Here is a 15,452-nt window from a genome sequence, read left to right as displayed (position 1 = left end):
GTGTCACGGTAGCGGACGCCTCCACACCTCCCGGACGGAGGTGGGGAGGCGTCCGCTACCCGCGCGTTACACCCGGCGGACGACGACCGTAACCCGCTCGCCCTCGCCCACCTCGCCGGCGAAACCGTCGAGGCCCTCGGCGAAGTCGATCGAGTCGGCCAGCACCTCACCGGCGACGAAATCGACGTACGCGCTCACCGCCGCGCGCACCTCCTCGGACGCCGACACCGACACCACGATCCGGTCGGAGACGTCCAGGTCGGCGTCGCGGCGGGCCTGCTGCACCACCCGCACCACGTCGCGGGCCAGGCCCTCGGCGGCCAACTCCGGGGTGACCTCGGTGTCCAGCACGACCACGCCCTCGCCGCCGGGCAGCGGCGCGGAGTGCTCGGCGTCGGCGGCGACCAGGCGCAGCTCGTACTCGCCCTCGGCCAGGGTGATGCCGGCGGCCACCGGGGCGCCGTCGACCAGCTCCCACTCGCCCGCCTTGACCGCCTTGATCACCTGCTGGACCTGCTTGCCGACGCGCGGGCCGAGCGCCCGGGGCACCACGGTCAACACCTGCTCGCAGTACGCGGCCAGCTCGGCGCTGAACTCCACCGCCTTCACGTTGACCTCGTCGGCGATCAGATCGGCGAACGGTCGCAGCTGCTCCGCCGCCGGCGAGGCCACGGTCAGCTTCGACAGCGGCAGCCGTACCCGCAGACCCTTGGCCTTGCGCAGGGACAGCGCCGCCGAGGCCACGGCCCGCACGTTGTCCATGGCGGCGACCAGGTCGTGGTCGGCCGGGAACTCGCTCGCCTCCGGCCAGTCGGTCAGGTGCACCGAGCGCTCCCCGGTCAGCCCGCGCCAGATCTCCTCCGCGGTCAGCGGCGCCAGCGGCGCCACCACCCGGCAGAGCGTCTCCAGCACGGTCGACAGGGTGTCGAACGCGTTGGCGTCGCCGGACCAGAACCGGTCCCGCGAGCGGCGCACGTACCAGTTGGTCAGCGCGTCCAGGTAGGACCGCACGGTGGCGCAGGCGCCGGAGATGTCGTACGCGTCCATCTGCGCGCTGACGGTCGACACCAGCTCGTTGGTCTTCGCCAGCACGTACCTGTCGAGCAGGTGCGTCGAGTCGGTGCGCCGCCGCGCCTGGTACCCGTCCGCGTTGGCGTAGAGCGAGAAGAAGTACCAGACGTTCCACAACGGCAGCAGCACCTGCCGGACGGCGTCACGGATGCCCGCCTCGGTGACCGCCATGTCACCGCCGCGCAGCACCGGCGAGGACATCAGCATCCACCGCATCGCGTCCGAGCCGTACGCGTCGAAGACGTGGTAGACGTCCGGGTAGTTGCGCAGGCTCTTGGACATCTTGCGCCCGTCCGAGCCCAGCAGGATGCCGTGGCTCAGGCAGTTGCGGAACGCCGGCCGGTCGAACAGCGCGGTGGCCAGCACGTGCATCGTGTAGAACCAGCCGCGGGTCTGCCCGATGTACTCGACGATGAAGTCACCCGGGTAGTGGTGCTCGAACCAGTCCGCGTTCTCGAACGGGTAGTGCACCTGGGCGAACGGCATCGACCCGGACTCGAACCAGCAGTCCAGCACCTCCGGCACCCGACGCATCATCGACTGACCGGTCGGGTCGTCCGGGTTGGGGCGGACCAGGTCGTCCACCGCCGGCCGGTGCAGGTCGCTCAGGCGTACGCCGAAGTCCCGCTCGATGTCCGCGAGGGAGCCGTAGACGTCCAGGCGCGGGTAGTTCGGGTCGTCGGACTTCCACACCGGGATCGGGGAGCCCCAGAACCGGTTCCGGCTGATCGACCAGTCCCGTGCGTTGGCCAGCCACTTGCCGAACGAGCCGTCCTTGATGTGGCCGGGCGTCCAGTTGATCTCCTGGTTCAGCTCGACCATCCGGTCCCGGAACTGCGTCACCGCGACGAACCAGGACGACACCGCCTTGTAGACCAGCGGGGTGTCGCAGCGCCAGCAGTGCGGGTACGAGTGGGTGTAGGTGTCCTGCTTGAGCACCACCCCCCGGTCCTTCAGCTCGCGGATCACCGGCTTGTTGACGTCGAAGACCTGCTCACCCTGGTACGGCGGGACCAGCGCGGTGAACCGGGTGTGGTCGTCCACCGTGACGATGGTGGGGATGCCGGCGGCGTTGCAGACGTTCTGGTCGTCCTCGCCGAACGCCGGGGCGAGGTGCACGATCCCGGTGCCGTCCTCGGTGGTGACGAACTCCGCGCCGAGCACCTGGTAGGCGTTCTCGCCCGCCTGCTCGACGAGGAAGTCGAACAGCGGTGTGTAGCGGCGCCCGACCAGGTCCCGGCCGTACACCGTGCCGACCTGCTCGTACCCCTCCAGCTCCTTGGCGTACGCCCCGAGCCGCGCGGCACCCACCACGAACCGCTCGCCGTCGCGTTCCAGCACCGCGTACTCGATGTCGGGGCCGACGGCGAGCGCCAGGTTCGACGGCAGGGTCCACGGCGTGGTGGTCCAGACGCCCAGCTTGACCGGCCCGCGCACCAGTTCCGGCGCGGACTCGTCGGCGGTCAGCCCGAACCACACCGACAGGGTGGGGTCGTGCCGGTCCCGGTAGACGTCGTCCATCCGGGTCTCGGTGTTCGACAGCGGCGTCTCGCAGCGCCAGCAGTACGCCAGCACCCGGAAACCCTCGTAGATCAGACCCTTGTCGTGCAGGGTCTTGAAGGCCCACATGACGCTTTCCATGTAGTCCAGGTCGAGGGTCTTGTAGTCGTTGGCGAAGTCGACCCAGCGGGCCTGCCGGTTGATGTACCGCTCCCAGTCCTGGGTGAACTCCAGCACCGAGGTGCGGCAGGCCTCGTTGAACCGGGCCACGCCCAGGTCGATGATCTCCGCCTTGCTGGTGATGCCGAGCTGCTTCTCGGCCACCACCTCGGCGGGCAGGCCGTGGCAGTCCCAGCCGAAGCGGCGCTCGACGTGCCGGCCGCGCATGGTCTGGTAGCGCGGCACCACGTCCTTGACGTAGCCGGTGAAGAGGTGGCCGTAGTGCGGCAGGCCGTTGGCGAACGGCGGGCCGTCGTAGAAGACGTACTCGTTCTTGCCGTCGGTGCCGGCGGGGCGGGCCTCGACCGACGCCTCGAAGGTCTTGTCGGCCGTCCAGTGCTCCAGCACCCGGCGCTCGACCGCGGGCAGGTCCGGGCTCGCCGGCACACCGGCGGCGGTCGGGTCGTGCAACGGATAGGCCATCGCCTGTCGCTCTCCTCGCAGCTCACTCAACGTGGGTCTGCGAGGACGAACCTTCCGGGTACGCCGACGACGGCGCTCCCGGGTGGCCCGCGGTACCACCCCGCTTGGCGGTCAGGATCGACCGCCCGCTCATTTGCCGGCTGTGACGGGCCGCACCCGTCCGGTTCTACTGGGCCGGTTGCCCGGCTGTTCTTCCGGAGGCTCACCGGTGATGGCCGGGTCATCGCCTTACGGTGCTCAACGATACAAGACCCGCCCATCACTCCGCCGCCGAGTAATCCCGCGTGCACCCCACCCCGGCGGATGCTTCCGTTGATCAAGAGGTTTGCGTCAACGTCGCGCCAAATCCTGACGCAAACCTCTTGATCAACAGGGGACGGCGGGGAGGGTGGGTTAGGGGGCGGGGAGGGTGGTGTTCCAGAGGGAGGCGCCGTCGCGGTCGCGCAGGTGAACTGTCAGGGCCGCCGACTCGCCGTCGATCGACACCTCGCCGAAGTGCTGGAAGCCCTCGGCCGGCGAGGTGTTGGCGCGCGGCGGGGCGTGCACGAAGACCGCCTGCGGGCCGAACGTGCCGTCCAGGGCGTTCGGGCCGAACGCGCCGGCGTGCGCCGGACCGGAGACGAACTCCCAGAACGGCGTGAAGTCACCGACCGCCGCCCGGGACGGGTCGTAGTGGTGCGCGGCGGAGTAGTGCACGTCGGCGGTGAGGAAGACCATGCCGGTCACCTGAGCCCGGTGGGTGGCCCGCAGCACCTCGGCGAACTCCAGCTCACGACCGAGCGGCGCACCGGGGTCGCCCTGCGCGACGCCCTCCTGCGCGCCCGGACCGTCCGGCACCACGACCCCGATCGGCAGGTCGTTGGCGATCACCTTCCAGGTCGCCGTGGAGCGCTTCAGCTCCCGGATCAGCCACTCCCGCTGCTCGCGGCCGAGCAGGCCACGCTTCGGGTCGGCGTACGTGTTGCCGTCGTTGGGGTCCTTGTGGGTACGCATGTCGAGCACGAACACGTCCAGCAGCGGCCCGTACGAGATCCGCCGGTACAGCGGCCCGTCGTCCGGCACGGGCAGCCACTCGTGGAACGCCTGACTGGCCCGCGCGGCGAGCACGTCGACCCGCTGCTCGGTGTAGCGCGGGTCGTCCAGGATCTCCCCCGGGTACCAGTTGTTGAGGACCTCGTGGTCGTCCCACTGGTTGATCTGCGGCACCGCCGCGGCGAACTCCCGCAGGTGCGCGTCGAGCAGGTTGTAGGCGAACTGTCCCCGGTACTCGGTAAGCGTCTCGGCGACCTTGCTCTTCTCGGGGGTCACCAGGTTGCGCCAGATCCGCCCGTCGGGCAGCGTCACCGACTCGACCAGCGGGCCGTCGGCGTACACGGTGTCGCCGCTGCACAGGTAGAAGTCCGGACGGGCCTCCCGCATCGCGCGGAAGATCGACAGTCCGCCGTAGTTGGGGTCGATCCCCCAGCCCTGCCCGACGATGTCCCCGGTCCAGACGAACGTCACGTCGCGCCGCCGGTGCCGGCCCGGCGCGGTCGTCAGCGACCCGGTCAGCGGCTCGCTGACCACCCCGTGCCGCTCCAGACTCTCCACCCGGACCCGGTAGTGCAGCCGCTCGGCGTCCGGCAGGCCGCGCAGCCGCACCTTGCCGGTGAAGTCTCCGCTCGGGCCGAGCACCGGGCCACGCAACTGCCGCGCGCCCCGGAAGTCGGGCCGCCGGCTCACCTCGACCAGCATCCGGCCCGGGCGGTCGGCCCGCGCCCAGACCAGCGCCGAGTCGGCGGTCACGTCGCCGCTCTGCACGCCGTGGGTGAGCACGGGGCGTCCCGCCGGGCGCCAGGCCGGGGCGGCGTTCGCGCCAGCGCCGCCCAGCAGCGCGCCGCCGGCGACTCCGGCCCCGGCCACCAAGCCGGCCCGCAGCAGGGTACGTCGATCAAGCTCGGTCATGCTTCCTCCCGGTCATGGGTTGACCCCGTCGGTCTACCGGGCGGAGATGACCGCGATCGGCGGCCCGGATGACCGGGGTCCGAACGCCGGTTGTCCGGCCGGAACGGCCGCACGCTCCGCTCTGGACGACAGTCGCCGCTTGACCCCGTTGGCGGGCTCGCGCAAACTTCGCCGGTGCGTCCGCTCGATTACGACGAGTTCCAGGCCATGCGACGCTTTCCCGCCCTGGACGGCCTGCGGGCCGTGGCGGCCGTCATGGTCTTCGCCTTCCACTTCGGTGGCCCGTCCTGGGCCTGGCTGACGGGCTGGATCGGCGTCCACCTGTTCTTCGTGCTCTCCGGTTTCCTGATCACCACGCTGCTGCTGCGGGAGGAGCACCGGTACGGGCGGGTCTCACTGCGCGCGTTCTACCTGCGGCGGTTCTTCCGGATCATGCCGGTGTACCTGCTGGTGCTCTTCCTGACCTGGGCACTGGCCCGGCTCAGCGGCACGGCCGACGCGCTGGAACGCTCGCTGGCGTACTACCTGCTCCTGCTCAACGACTTCCTGCCGGCCGGCGCCCCGTACCTGCACTCCTGGACGATCGGGATCGAGCAGAAGTTCTACCTGTTCTGGCCGGCCATCGCGTTCGTGCTGGTGACCACCGTCTTCCGCCGCCGACTGGCCGTCACTCTCGGCCTGCTCGTGCTCCTCGTCGCGTTGATCCCGCCGGAGATCGCGTGGCTGAGCTGGCCGATCCACTACGTGGCGATCCTGCTCGGCTGCCTCATCGCCGTGATCATGCAGCACCCCCGGGGCTTCGCCCTGCTCCGGCCGCTGACCCACCCGATCACGGCCAGCGCGGTGATCATGGCCTTCGTCGCGGTCCAGGTGGCCGTGCGGTACTGGCCGGCCCGGCTCGGCCCGGAGGCGCTGATCGGCAGCTACGCCGCGGCGGCCGCCCTGCTGCTGCCGGCCCTGCTGTCACGCAGCCTCCTCGCGCGCGTACTGGCGCTCCGTCCACTGGTCTTCGTCGGCGAACGGTCGTACTCGATGTACCTGGTCCAGTCCATCGCGGCAGGGGTGGCGATCGGGTTGCTGCCCACGAGGGGGCGCCACGGCACCGTCATCTTCGTGGGCGCCGTGGTGGTGGGGCTGATCCTCGCGGACGTGCTCTACCGGTGGGTCGAGCTACCCGCGATCGGGGTGGGGCGGCGGCTCGCCGCCCGCGTCGCGCGGCCCGCGTCGCGCGACGACGACCGACCGGTGGACACCGTCGATGACAGCCCCCGGATCCCCCGCCCGCGCGAGGTGCTGGCCGACACCGTTCCGACGGCCTCCGGCCGGGCCCACCGCCACGCGTGACCGGGGTCACCACCGCGGTTGTCACGGCACGCCCCGGTCGAACCGTCGTTGCGGTGTCGGATCGAACAGGGAGTTGGTCATGCAACGAATGAGGCTCTTCGAGGTCGCGCCGCAGGGATACCAGGCCGTGTCGGGCCTGGAGAAGTACGTCCAGGCGAACGTCGACCACACCGTGCTGGAGCTGGTCAAGCTGCGGGCGTCGATGCTGAACGGCTGCGCGTTCTGCGTGGACATGCACAGCCGCGACGCCCTCGCCGCCGGCGAGTCGAGCCGGCGGCTGTTCGCGGTGGCCGCCTGGCGGGAGGCGCTGTCGTTCTTCGACGAGCGGGAGCAGACCGCGCTGGCGCTCACCGACGCGGTGACCCGGCTCGGCGAGCACGGGGTGTCGGACGAGGTGTGGGACGCCGCAGCGAAGGTCTGGCCGGAGAAGGAACTGGCCGATCTGGTCCTCGCGATCGCCACAATCAACGTGTGGAATCGTATCGCCGTGACCACGCACACGGAGCCCCCGGCGCAGGTGTGACGACCGAGGCGGCAGAGGCGGCCGGTGCGCTCCAGACGCACCGGCCGATGCTGCTCGGGCTCGCCTACCGCCTGCTCGGCAGCCGGCACGACGCGGAGGACGTGCTCCAGGAGGCGTACCTGCGGTGGCTGGGCGTGGACCGCGCCACCGTGGCCGAGCCGCGCCGCTACCTGTCCCGGGTGGTCACCCGGCTGGCGATGGACCGGCTCCGGGCCCGGCAGGCGGCCCGCGAGACCTACGTCGGGCCGTGGCTGCCCGAGCCGGTGCCGACCGAGCCCTCGCCGTTCGGCCCGCTGGACCGCGCGGAGCTGCGCGACTCGCTGTCCACCGCCCTGCTGCACGTGCTGGAGCGGCTCACCCCGCCGGAGCGCGCGGTGTACGTCCTGCACACCGCGTTCGACCTGCCGTACGCCGAGATCGCGGAGATCCTGGACCGGACCCCCGAGGACTGTCGACAGCTGCACCACCGGGCGGCCACGCGGGTACGCCAGGAGCGCCGCCGCTTCACCGCCAGCCGCTCGGAGCGTGAGCGGCTGCTGGAGGCGTTCCTCGCCGCCGCCCGGAACGGGGACCTGGCGACGCTCACCAGTCTGGTGGCCGCGGACGTCACGGCGTGGAACGACGGCGGCGGCCGGGTGCGTTCCGCCCGCAACCCGCTGCGGGGCGCGGACCGGGTCGCCCGGTTCTACGCCGGGATCTACGGCCCACGCCGCGAGTGGGCGGCGCGTCGGCTGGAGTTGAACGGCGAACCCGCCATCCTGCTCACCCGCTCCGACGGCGGCCGGTACACGCTGACGGTCACCGCCGCAGCCGGCCGGATCACCGGGATCTACGTCGTGGGCAACCCGGAGAAGCTGCCGCCGGTCGACTGAACCCCCGGCGCCGTCAGCTCAGCTCAGCTCGGGGAACCAGAGCCCGATCTCGCGCTTGGCGCTGTCCGTCGAGTCGGAGGCGTGTACCAGGTTCTCCCGGTTGGACAGCGACAGGTCGCCCCGGATCGTGCCGGCGGCGGCCCTGCGGCCGTCGGTCGCGCCGACCAGCCCACGGACCACGTCGATGACCTGGTCGCCGGAGAGCACCAGGGCGACCAGCGGGCCACCGGTCATGAAGTCCTTCAGCGGCGGGTAGAACGCCTTGTCGACGTGCTCGGCGTAGTGCGCGTCGGCCAGCGCGGCGTCCATCGTCCGGTGCACCATCGCGTCGATCCGCAGCCCCTTGCGCTCGAAGCGGGAGAGGACCTCGCCGACCAGGCCGCGGCGGACCGCGTCGGGCTTGATCAGCACGAGGCTGCGCTCATCCGGGCTGTTGCTGGACACGCTGGGTTCCTCCTGTACGCGCGGAACGCTTGGGATCGGTACGGTCAGCCTATCGACCCGGTCCCGGCGCCGGCGCGGCGGCCGGTCTTTCCCCCGGTGGCCGATCCGGCCTAGCCTGGCCCTGACCCCCGGGAGGTCCACTGTGGCGAATGGCGGGAACCGGCCCATCGCGCCGGTACGCAAGCTCATCGGCACGGTGCTCGGCACCGTGGCCACCTTCGTCGTCCTCTTCGGGCTGGGCATGACCAGCTGGGCCATCGTGGCCCTCGGGGTCGCCCTGCTGGTGCTGGCGATCGCGCTGGCTACCGTACGCGGCGGCGGGCGCACCTGGGTGGTCGGCGTGGCGCACGTGCACAGCGCCTCCGAACCACCCACCCAGTACGCGTTCGGCCGGTGCGAGCTGCAACTGGTCATCGACGCGCCCGGTCTGCCGCCCCGATCCAAGAAGATCATCGAGCCGCGGGTGCCGGTCTCGAAGTGGCCGTCGCTGGGTCAGACCCTGCCGATCCGGGTCGCGTTGGACGACCAGCGGCACGTCAAGGTTCTCTGGGACGAGGTGCCCACCCACGCCGAGACCGCGGCGGCCGTCGCCGACCTCCCACCGGAGTTCGGCGACATCGACGCCGTGGACGACGTGCTCATCCAGCAGGACGCCCCGCCGTGGGCCGACCGCGCGACGGACGACGACTTCCGGGACGCGCGCGACAGCGAGGGGTTCCTCGACCCGCGTGGCCGCGACGGCGACCCCTTCCGCGACGCCCGCGACGGTGACCCGTTCCGTGACCCACGCGGCCCCGAGGTGTTCCGTGACCCGCGCGGCCCCGACCCGCTGCGCGACGACCCGGCGGTCGCGCCCGACGAGCGCGAGCCGGTGGTGATGAGCCAGAGCCCGGGCGGCCCGGTGGTGCTCGAAGGCGTCGTCGTCGAGCCGCAGCCCGGCGCGGGGCTGCCCCGACGGGCCACCCCCGCACCGCGCCCACCGGCGGAGGAGCACTTCGACCAGCCCGGCGCGGACCCGCTCGCCCCGATCGACGACCGCGTCGACCAACCCGACGACCGCGTCGACCCGGCGCCCGACGACCGGCCCGCGACCGCCGAGGCCCGCCTCGACCCGCCCGCCGCGCCGCGCGTCGATCCACCTCCGGCGCAGCGCACCGGCCCGGTCGCCATGGATCCGCTGGACCCGCTGGACCTGCCGCTGGACGATCCGGCCCCGACCGGAAAGGCCCGCGAGACCGTCACCGCCGAGGACCTGGACGAGGCGATCTTCGGGTACGACGGCGCGTCCGCGACTGATCCGGCCGGCCCGATCAGCGGTGTCGGCCTGACCCTGCTGGTCACCGACCTGTCCCGGTCGCTCGGCTTCTACCGCGACATGCTCGGCTTCAGCGAGGTCGACCAGGGCGCCGGCAACGCCGTGCTCGCCTTCGGCACGACCCGGCTGGTGCTGCGCGAGGTGACCGGGGCGGCGCCGATCAGCCGCCGACTGGTGCACGTCAACCTCGAGGTGGACGACATCGAGGCGGCGTACGGCCGGCTGCGCGACTCCGGGGTCCGCTTCACGTACGCGCCCCGGGTGGTCAACCGGGGCAGCAGGCTGGAGGTGTGGGCGGCTGCCTTCCGGGACCCGGACGGCCACGGCATCGCCCTCACCCAGTGGCGCGAACGCGCCGACGCCTGACCCGGCCGGTCCTCCCGGAGCATCGCCGGACGAGTCGGCGTGTCAGCCGAGGATGACCCGGCGGACGTGCAGCGCGTACGCCCAGACCAGGGCGAAGATGATGCCCAGCACGAACAGCGACCAGTGCAGCAGACCGGCCAGCATCAGCAGGCCCTGCAGCACGGTGCCGGCGTGCCAGGCCCAGGGGCGGCGCATCATGCCGGCGAGCAGGACGGCGGCAACCGCCAGGGCCACCACCGCCGCGATCGCGGCCCCGCCGAGGTCGCCACCGACCACCCGGATCGGCTGGATGGCCAGCAGCAGCACCAGCGCCTCCAGGCTGAGCGTCCCAGCGCCCAGGCCGCGTACCGCCCGCTCCGGGTTGCGCAGCCCGGAGCGCCGCGGCTGCCCGGCCTCCGGCTCCCCCACTGACGATCCGGCCGCGCCCTGCTCGGTAACCGAGCCCGCCTCGCCGCGCGACGAGCCCGCCTGGCCGACCGACGGGCCGGCGGGGCCCTCGGTGGCGCGCGGGTCCTGTTCCGGGCCGGTCATCGCTTCAACAGCCGGCGGGCGTCGGCCACCGTGACCACCGAACCGGTCACCAGGACCCCGACGCCGCTGAGCTCTCCGGGGACGTCCTCCTCGGCCAGTGCGACCGCCAGCTCGATGGCGTCCGGCATCTCCTCGGCCGACTCCACCCGCTCCTCGCCGAAGACCTCCTCGGCCAGCGCGGCGAGCTCCGCCGTCGGCATCGCCCGCGGCGAGCTGTTACGGGTGACCACCACCTGGTCGACCACCGGCTCCAGCAACTCCAACAGGGCTTCCGCGTCCTTGTCGGCGAGTACGCCGACCACCGCCACCAGCTTGCTGAACGCGAACTCCTCCTGGAGTGCGGTCACGGTGGCGGCCATGCCGTGCGGATTGTGCGCGCCGTCCAGCAGGATGGTCGGCGCGTTGCGTACCCGCTCCAGCCGCCCGGGGGAACTGGTCGAGGCGAAGGCCTCCCGGACCGCGTCGACGTCCAACTGCCGTCGGCTCCCGGCGCCCAGGAACGCCTCCACGGCGGCGAGCGCCACCGCGGCGTTCTGCGCCTGGTGCGCGCCGTGCAGCGGAATGAAGATGTCGTCGTAGATGCCGCCCAGGCCTTGGAGGCTGAGCACCTGCCCGCCGACCGCGACAGCCCGGCCCAGCACGCCGAACTCGGCGCCCTCCCGGGCGATGGTGGCGCCCACCTCGGCACAGCGGTCGAGGAGTGGCCGCGCGGCCTCCTCCTCCTGCGCCGCCGCGATCACCGTGGCGCCCGGGTGGATGATGCCGGCCTTCGCCAGCGCGATGTCCTGGAGGGTGTCGCCGAGCCACTCGGTGTGGTCCAGGCCGATCGGGGTGATCACGCACACCCCGGCCTGGATGACGTTCGTGGCGTCCTCGGCGCCGCCGAGTCCCACCTCGACCACGGCGATGTCGACAGGCGCGTCGGCGAACGTGGCGAACGCCAGCGCGGTGGTCATGTCGAAGTACGTCAGCGGCTCGTCCGACCGGGCGTCGACCAGCTCCGCCAGCGGCTTGATCTCCCGGTACACCGCGGCGAACCGCTCCTCGCTGACCGGCTCGCCGTCCAGGCTGATCCGCTCCCGCACGGTCTCCAGGTGCGGGCTCGTGTACCGGCCGGTGTGCAGCCCGAACGCCCGCAGCAGCGAGTCGATCATCCGCGCGGTGGACGTCTTGCCGTTGGTGCCGGTCAGGTGGATCGCCGGGTACGCCCGCTGCGGGCTGCCGAGCAGGTCGAGCAGCGACTCGATGCGGTCCAGCTCGAAGACCATGCGGGTGAAGCCGCGGGCGTTCAGCTCGGCTTCGGCGGCGGCGAAATCGGTACGGTCGGTCACGAGGGCAGTGTCTCCAGAGCAGCGTCGATCCGGACCAGGTCGGCCTCGGCGGTGGCGAGCCGGTCGCGGATCTTCGCGACGACCGGCTCGGGGGCCTTGCCGATGAAGGCAGGGTTGTCGAGCTTCGCTCGGGCCTGCGCGACCTCCTTCTCGGCGGCCGCGCGGTCCTTGGTCAGCCGGGCCCGCTCGGCGGCCACGTCGATCGACCCCCGGGTGTCCAACGCGACACCGACCGCGCCGGGCATGGCCAGCGTCGCGCTGGCCTGGAAGTCGTCACCAGCCGCGTCCAGCCGGACCAGCGACCTGATCAGCGGCTCGTGGGCCGCGATGCCAGCTCCGGCCAGCCCGTCCAGGCGGGCGGCCACCCGCTGCGTCGGGCGCAGCCCCTGGTCGGAACGGAACCGGCGGATCTCGGTGACCACCCGCTGCACGGCGGCCAGCTCAGCCTCGGCGGCGTCGTCGACCAGCGACCGGTCGGCCACCGGCCAGGCGGCGGCCTGCACCGTCTCGCCGCCGGTCAGCGCGAGCCACAGCTCCTCGGTGACGAACGGGATGACCGGGTGCAGCAGCCGCAGCAGCTGGTCGAGCACGTGCCCGAGCACCCGCCGGGTGGCGTCGGCCCGCTCGCCGCCCTCGGCGAGCACCGGCTTGCTCAGCTCGACGTACCAGTCGCAGACGTCGTCCCAGGCGAAGTGGTAGAGCAGGTCGCACACCTTGGCAAACTCGTACGCCTCGAACTGCTCGTCGACCTCGGCGGTGACGTGCGCCAGCCGGGACAGGATCCACCTGTCGACGGTGGAGAGCTGCTCGACCGGCGGCAGGTCGCCCGTGGTGTGCGCGCCGTTCATCAGGGCGAACCGGGTGGCGTTCCAGAGCTTGTTGCAGAAGTTGCGCGAACCCTGGCACCACTCCTCGCTGACCGGCACGTCCTGGCCGGGGTTCGCGCCCCGCGCCAGGGTGAACCGGGTGGCGTCAGCGCCGTACCTGTCGATCCAGTCCAGCGGGTCGACCACGTTGCCGAACGACTTCGACATCTTCTTGCCGAACTGGTCACGCACCATGCCGTGCAGCGCGACCACGTCGAAGGGCGGCCGGCCGTCCATCGCGTACAGGCCGAACATCATCATCCGGGCGACCCAGAAGAACAGGATGTCGTACCCGGTGACCAGCACGCTGGTCGGGTAGAACTTCGCCAGGTCCGGGGTCTCTTCGGGCCAGCCCAGGGTGGAGAACGGCCACAGGCCGCTGGAGAACCAGGTGTCCAGGACGTCCTCGTCCTGGTGCCAGCCCTCCCCGGTCGGGGCCTCCTCGTCGGGGCCGACGCAGACGATCTCGCCCGCCGGGCCGTACCAGACCGGGATGCGGTGCCCCCACCACAGCTGGCGGGAGATGCACCAGTCGTGCATGTTGTCGACCCAGGCGAAGTAGCGCTTGGCCAGCTCGGCCGGCTCGATGCGCACCCGGCCGTCGCGGACCGCGTCGCCGGCGGCCTGCGCGAGCGGGGCGGTGTTGACGAACCACTGCAGCGACAGCCGCGGCTCGACAGTCGTCTTGCAGCGCGAGCAGTGCCCGACCGCGTGCACGTACGGCCGCTTCTCGGCGACGATCCGGCCCTGCTCCCGCAGCGCGGCCACGATCGCCGGCCGCGCCTCGAACCGGTCCAGCCCCTCGAACGGGCCGGGCACGGTGATCACACCGCGCTCGTCCATCACGGTCAGCGCGGGCAGGTCGTGGCGCTGGCCGATCTCGAAGTCGTTCGGGTCGTGCGCGGGCGTCACCTTCACCATGCCGGTGCCGAAGCTCGGGTCGACGTGCGCGTCGGCGACGATCGGGATCCGCCGGCCGGTGAGCGGCAGCTCGACCTCGGTGCCGATCAGGTGCTGGTAGCGCTCGTCGTCGGGGTGCACCGCGACGGCGGTGTCGCCGAGCATCGTCTCGGCCCGGGTGGTGGCCACCACGACCTCGTCGCTGTAGCGGATGGAGATCAGCTCACCGTCGTCGTCGGTGTGCTCGACCTCGATGTCGGAGAGCGCGGTGAGGCAGCGCGGGCACCAGTTGATGATCCGGTTGGCTCGGTAGATGAGGCCGTCGTCGAAGAGCTTCTTGAAGATCGTCTGGACGGCGCGGCTCAGCCCCGCGTCCATGGTGAAGCGCTCACGGTCCCAGTCCACGGAGTCGCCGAGGCGGCGCATCTGGCCGAGGATGGCGCCGCCGGACTCGGCCTTCCACTGCCAGACCCGCTCGACGAACTTCTCCCGGCCGAGGTCGTGTCGGGAAAGGCCCTCGGCGGCGAGCTGACGCTCGACCAGGTTCTGGGTGGCGATGCCGGCATGGTCCATGCCGGGCAGCCACAGCGCCTCGAAGCCCTGCATCCGCTTTCGCCGGGTCAACGCGTCCATGAGCGTGTGCTCGAACGCGTGGCCCATGTGCAGCGAGCCGGTGACGTTCGGCGGCGGGATGACGATGGTGAAGGGGGGCTTGTCGCTGTCGGCGGAGGCCCGGAAGTGCCCAGCGGCTACCCACTGCTCGTACCGTCGCTGCTCTACCTCGCCGGGCTGGTACTGGCCGGCGAGGGTCGGGGCGTCGGGGCGTCGGGCATCCAGTCTCTCGGTCACCTGACAAGTCTACGGAGGGCTTCCGCGGACCTGACGTGCGCCACCTGCCGTTCGCGTACGGTGTCGGCTATGTCCGACGCACATCTCACCGAACGTTCGCTCGACGACAGTCGCGAGCCGGTCGAACTGACCGAGGAGCCCATCCAGCTGAGCACCCGGGACACCGGGGGCGACCCCGACGAGCGCTCCGACGGCTGGTCCCGGCGCCGCAAGATCGGTTGGGCGGTCGCGCTGGTCGTGGGTCTCGCGGGTGCCGGCGTGCTGGGGGTCGGCGGGTGGCGCGTGGCGCAGCAGAAGGACACCCGGCTGAGTTCACCCGATCAGGTGGCGGGGTTGACCCGGGACGACAGCGAGCGGGCCAAGAGCACGGCGGACTATCTGCGCAGCGGCCTGGCCGCCGACATCGAGCTGGACCGCAGTTTCGGCACCGTCTACCGCGACCCCGCCGACGACAAGCGCTCGGTGCTGATCTTCGGCGGCACCACGCTGCTGTGGCAGCCCGAGCGCGACCTGGACAGCCTCTTCGGCCTGATGTCCGACGAGACCGGCGCGGTGACCGGCCTGCGCGAGGTGCCCGCGGGCGACCTGGGTGGCGTGATGAAGTGCGGCAGCACCAGTGGCGACGGCGGCGACTTCGCGGTGTGCGGCTGGGCGGACCACGGCAGCGTCGTGATGGCGATGTTCCCCGGTAGGTCGGTGACCGACGCCGGCGCCCTGTTCCGCGACCTTCGCGGGGACATGCAGACCCGCGACTGATCCGGGCCCGTCCGGCGGTGTGACCTCGTTGAGCGACGTGCTCTCCGGGATATCGGGATGCCCACGACCGCGGAAGCGCCCGATACCAGCGGCGCGGAGTCGGGGAAACGCAGAAAAGGCCACCCCTGTTGGGGGTGGCCTTTTCTGGAAGATTGTCCGGCGGTGTCCTACTCTCCCACACCCTCACGAGTGCAGTAC

Annotated in this window: 11 protein-coding genes; 5 read left to right on the top strand and 6 right to left on the bottom strand. The window is 71.8% G+C overall.

Annotated features, from left to right (window positions below):
• Positions 1 to 66 precede the first annotated feature (66 nt).
• Together ileS and ABZU53_RS20470 are read right to left on the bottom strand one after the other, a co-directional pair.
• Positions 67 to 3,213, bottom strand: coding sequence for an isoleucine--tRNA ligase (ileS, locus tag ABZU53_RS20475; RefSeq protein WP_355067036.1), 3,147 nt, complete (start codon positions 3,211 to 3,213; stop codon positions 67 to 69).
• Between the two features lie 393 nt (positions 3,214 to 3,606).
• Complete coding sequence (locus tag ABZU53_RS20470) at positions 3,607 to 5,157, bottom strand: alkaline phosphatase D family protein (RefSeq protein WP_355067035.1); 1,551 nt, start codon at positions 5,155 to 5,157, stop codon at positions 3,607 to 3,609.
• 174 nt (positions 5,158 to 5,331) lie between these two features.
• Between ABZU53_RS20470 and ABZU53_RS20465 the strand changes: the two genes are divergently transcribed.
• The 3 genes from ABZU53_RS20465 (at position 5,332) to sigJ (ending at position 7,896) form a co-directional block, all read left to right on the top strand.
• Positions 5,332 to 6,501: an acyltransferase gene (locus tag ABZU53_RS20465; RefSeq protein WP_354862405.1), complete on the top strand. Its 1,170-nt coding sequence runs from the start codon at positions 5,332 to 5,334 to the stop codon at positions 6,499 to 6,501.
• A gap of 79 nt (positions 6,502 to 6,580) precedes the next feature.
• Positions 6,581 to 7,024, top strand: coding sequence for a carboxymuconolactone decarboxylase family protein (locus ABZU53_RS20460; RefSeq protein WP_354862407.1), 444 nt, complete (start codon positions 6,581 to 6,583; stop codon positions 7,022 to 7,024).
• Positions 7,021 to 7,896 (top strand): RNA polymerase sigma factor SigJ, encoded by an 876-nt coding sequence (gene sigJ, locus ABZU53_RS20455; protein ID WP_355067034.1) that lies wholly within the window; start codon positions 7,021 to 7,023, stop codon positions 7,894 to 7,896. The genes ABZU53_RS20460 and sigJ overlap by 4 nt, the downstream gene beginning before the upstream one ends.
• 18 nt (positions 7,897 to 7,914) lie before the next feature.
• Here sigJ and ndk read toward each other — a convergent pair whose 3' ends face one another.
• Complete coding sequence (ndk, locus tag ABZU53_RS20450; protein WP_354862410.1) at positions 7,915 to 8,340, bottom strand: nucleoside-diphosphate kinase; 426 nt, start codon at positions 8,338 to 8,340, stop codon at positions 7,915 to 7,917.
• A gap of 142 nt (positions 8,341 to 8,482) precedes the next feature.
• Here ndk and ABZU53_RS20445 point away from each other — a divergent pair, with 142 nt between their 5' ends.
• On the top strand, positions 8,483 to 10,021 hold the full coding sequence (locus ABZU53_RS20445; protein ID WP_354862412.1) for a VOC family protein: 1,539 nt from the start codon (positions 8,483 to 8,485) through the stop codon (positions 10,019 to 10,021).
• Between the two features lie 42 nt (positions 10,022 to 10,063).
• On the opposite strand, the gene ABZU53_RS20440 is transcribed toward ABZU53_RS20445, so the two are convergent.
• Genes ABZU53_RS20440 through ABZU53_RS20430 form a run of 3 tightly spaced genes read right to left on the bottom strand, consistent with a single transcriptional unit; the run spans position 10,064 to position 14,498 of the window.
• Positions 10,064 to 10,552 carry a DUF4233 domain-containing protein gene (locus tag ABZU53_RS20440; RefSeq protein ID WP_355067033.1) on the bottom strand — a complete coding sequence of 163 codons (489 nt, stop codon included), beginning with the start codon at positions 10,550 to 10,552 and terminating at the stop codon, positions 10,064 to 10,066.
• The gene (locus tag ABZU53_RS20435; protein WP_355067032.1) at positions 10,549 to 11,883 is read right to left on the bottom strand and encodes a folylpolyglutamate synthase/dihydrofolate synthase family protein; all 1,335 of its coding nucleotides are present in this window, start codon (positions 11,881 to 11,883) and stop codon (positions 10,549 to 10,551) included. The genes ABZU53_RS20440 and ABZU53_RS20435 overlap by 4 nt, the downstream gene beginning before the upstream one ends.
• A complete protein-coding gene (locus ABZU53_RS20430) occupies positions 11,880 to 14,498 on the bottom strand; it encodes a valine--tRNA ligase (protein ID WP_355067031.1) in 2,619 nt (872 codons plus the stop codon). Before ABZU53_RS20430 ends, ABZU53_RS20435 begins: the two co-directional genes overlap by 4 nt.
• 69 nt (positions 14,499 to 14,567) lie before the next feature.
• Here ABZU53_RS20430 and ABZU53_RS20425 point away from each other — a divergent pair, with 69 nt between their 5' ends.
• Complete coding sequence (locus tag ABZU53_RS20425) at positions 14,568 to 15,254, top strand: hypothetical protein (RefSeq protein WP_355067030.1); 687 nt, start codon at positions 14,568 to 14,570, stop codon at positions 15,252 to 15,254.
• The last annotated feature ends 198 nt before the right edge of the window (positions 15,255 to 15,452 follow it).

The organism is Micromonospora sp. NPDC005194, assembly GCF_040608335.1.
Lineage (GTDB): Bacteria > Actinomycetota > Actinomycetes > Mycobacteriales > Micromonosporaceae > Micromonospora.
This window is presented reverse-complemented; position numbering and strand designations above follow the sequence as displayed.

Excerpts from the sequence above, each read along its gene's own strand:
- ileS (WP_355067036.1), bottom strand. The coding sequence starts at position 3,213 with ATGGCCTATCCGTTGCACGACCCGACCGCCGCCGGTGTGCCGGCGAGC.
- ABZU53_RS20470 (WP_355067035.1), bottom strand. The coding sequence starts at position 5,157 with ATGACCGAGCTTGATCGACGTACCCTGCTGCGGGCCGGCTTGGTGGCC.
- ABZU53_RS20460 (WP_354862407.1), top strand. The coding sequence starts at position 6,581 with ATGCAACGAATGAGGCTCTTCGAGGTCGCGCCGCAGGGATACCAGGCC.
- ABZU53_RS20440 (WP_355067033.1), bottom strand. The coding sequence starts at position 10,552 with ATGACCGGCCCGGAACAGGACCCGCGCGCCACCGAGGGCCCCGCCGGC.
- ABZU53_RS20425 (WP_355067030.1), top strand. The coding sequence starts at position 14,568 with ATGTCCGACGCACATCTCACCGAACGTTCGCTCGACGACAGTCGCGAG.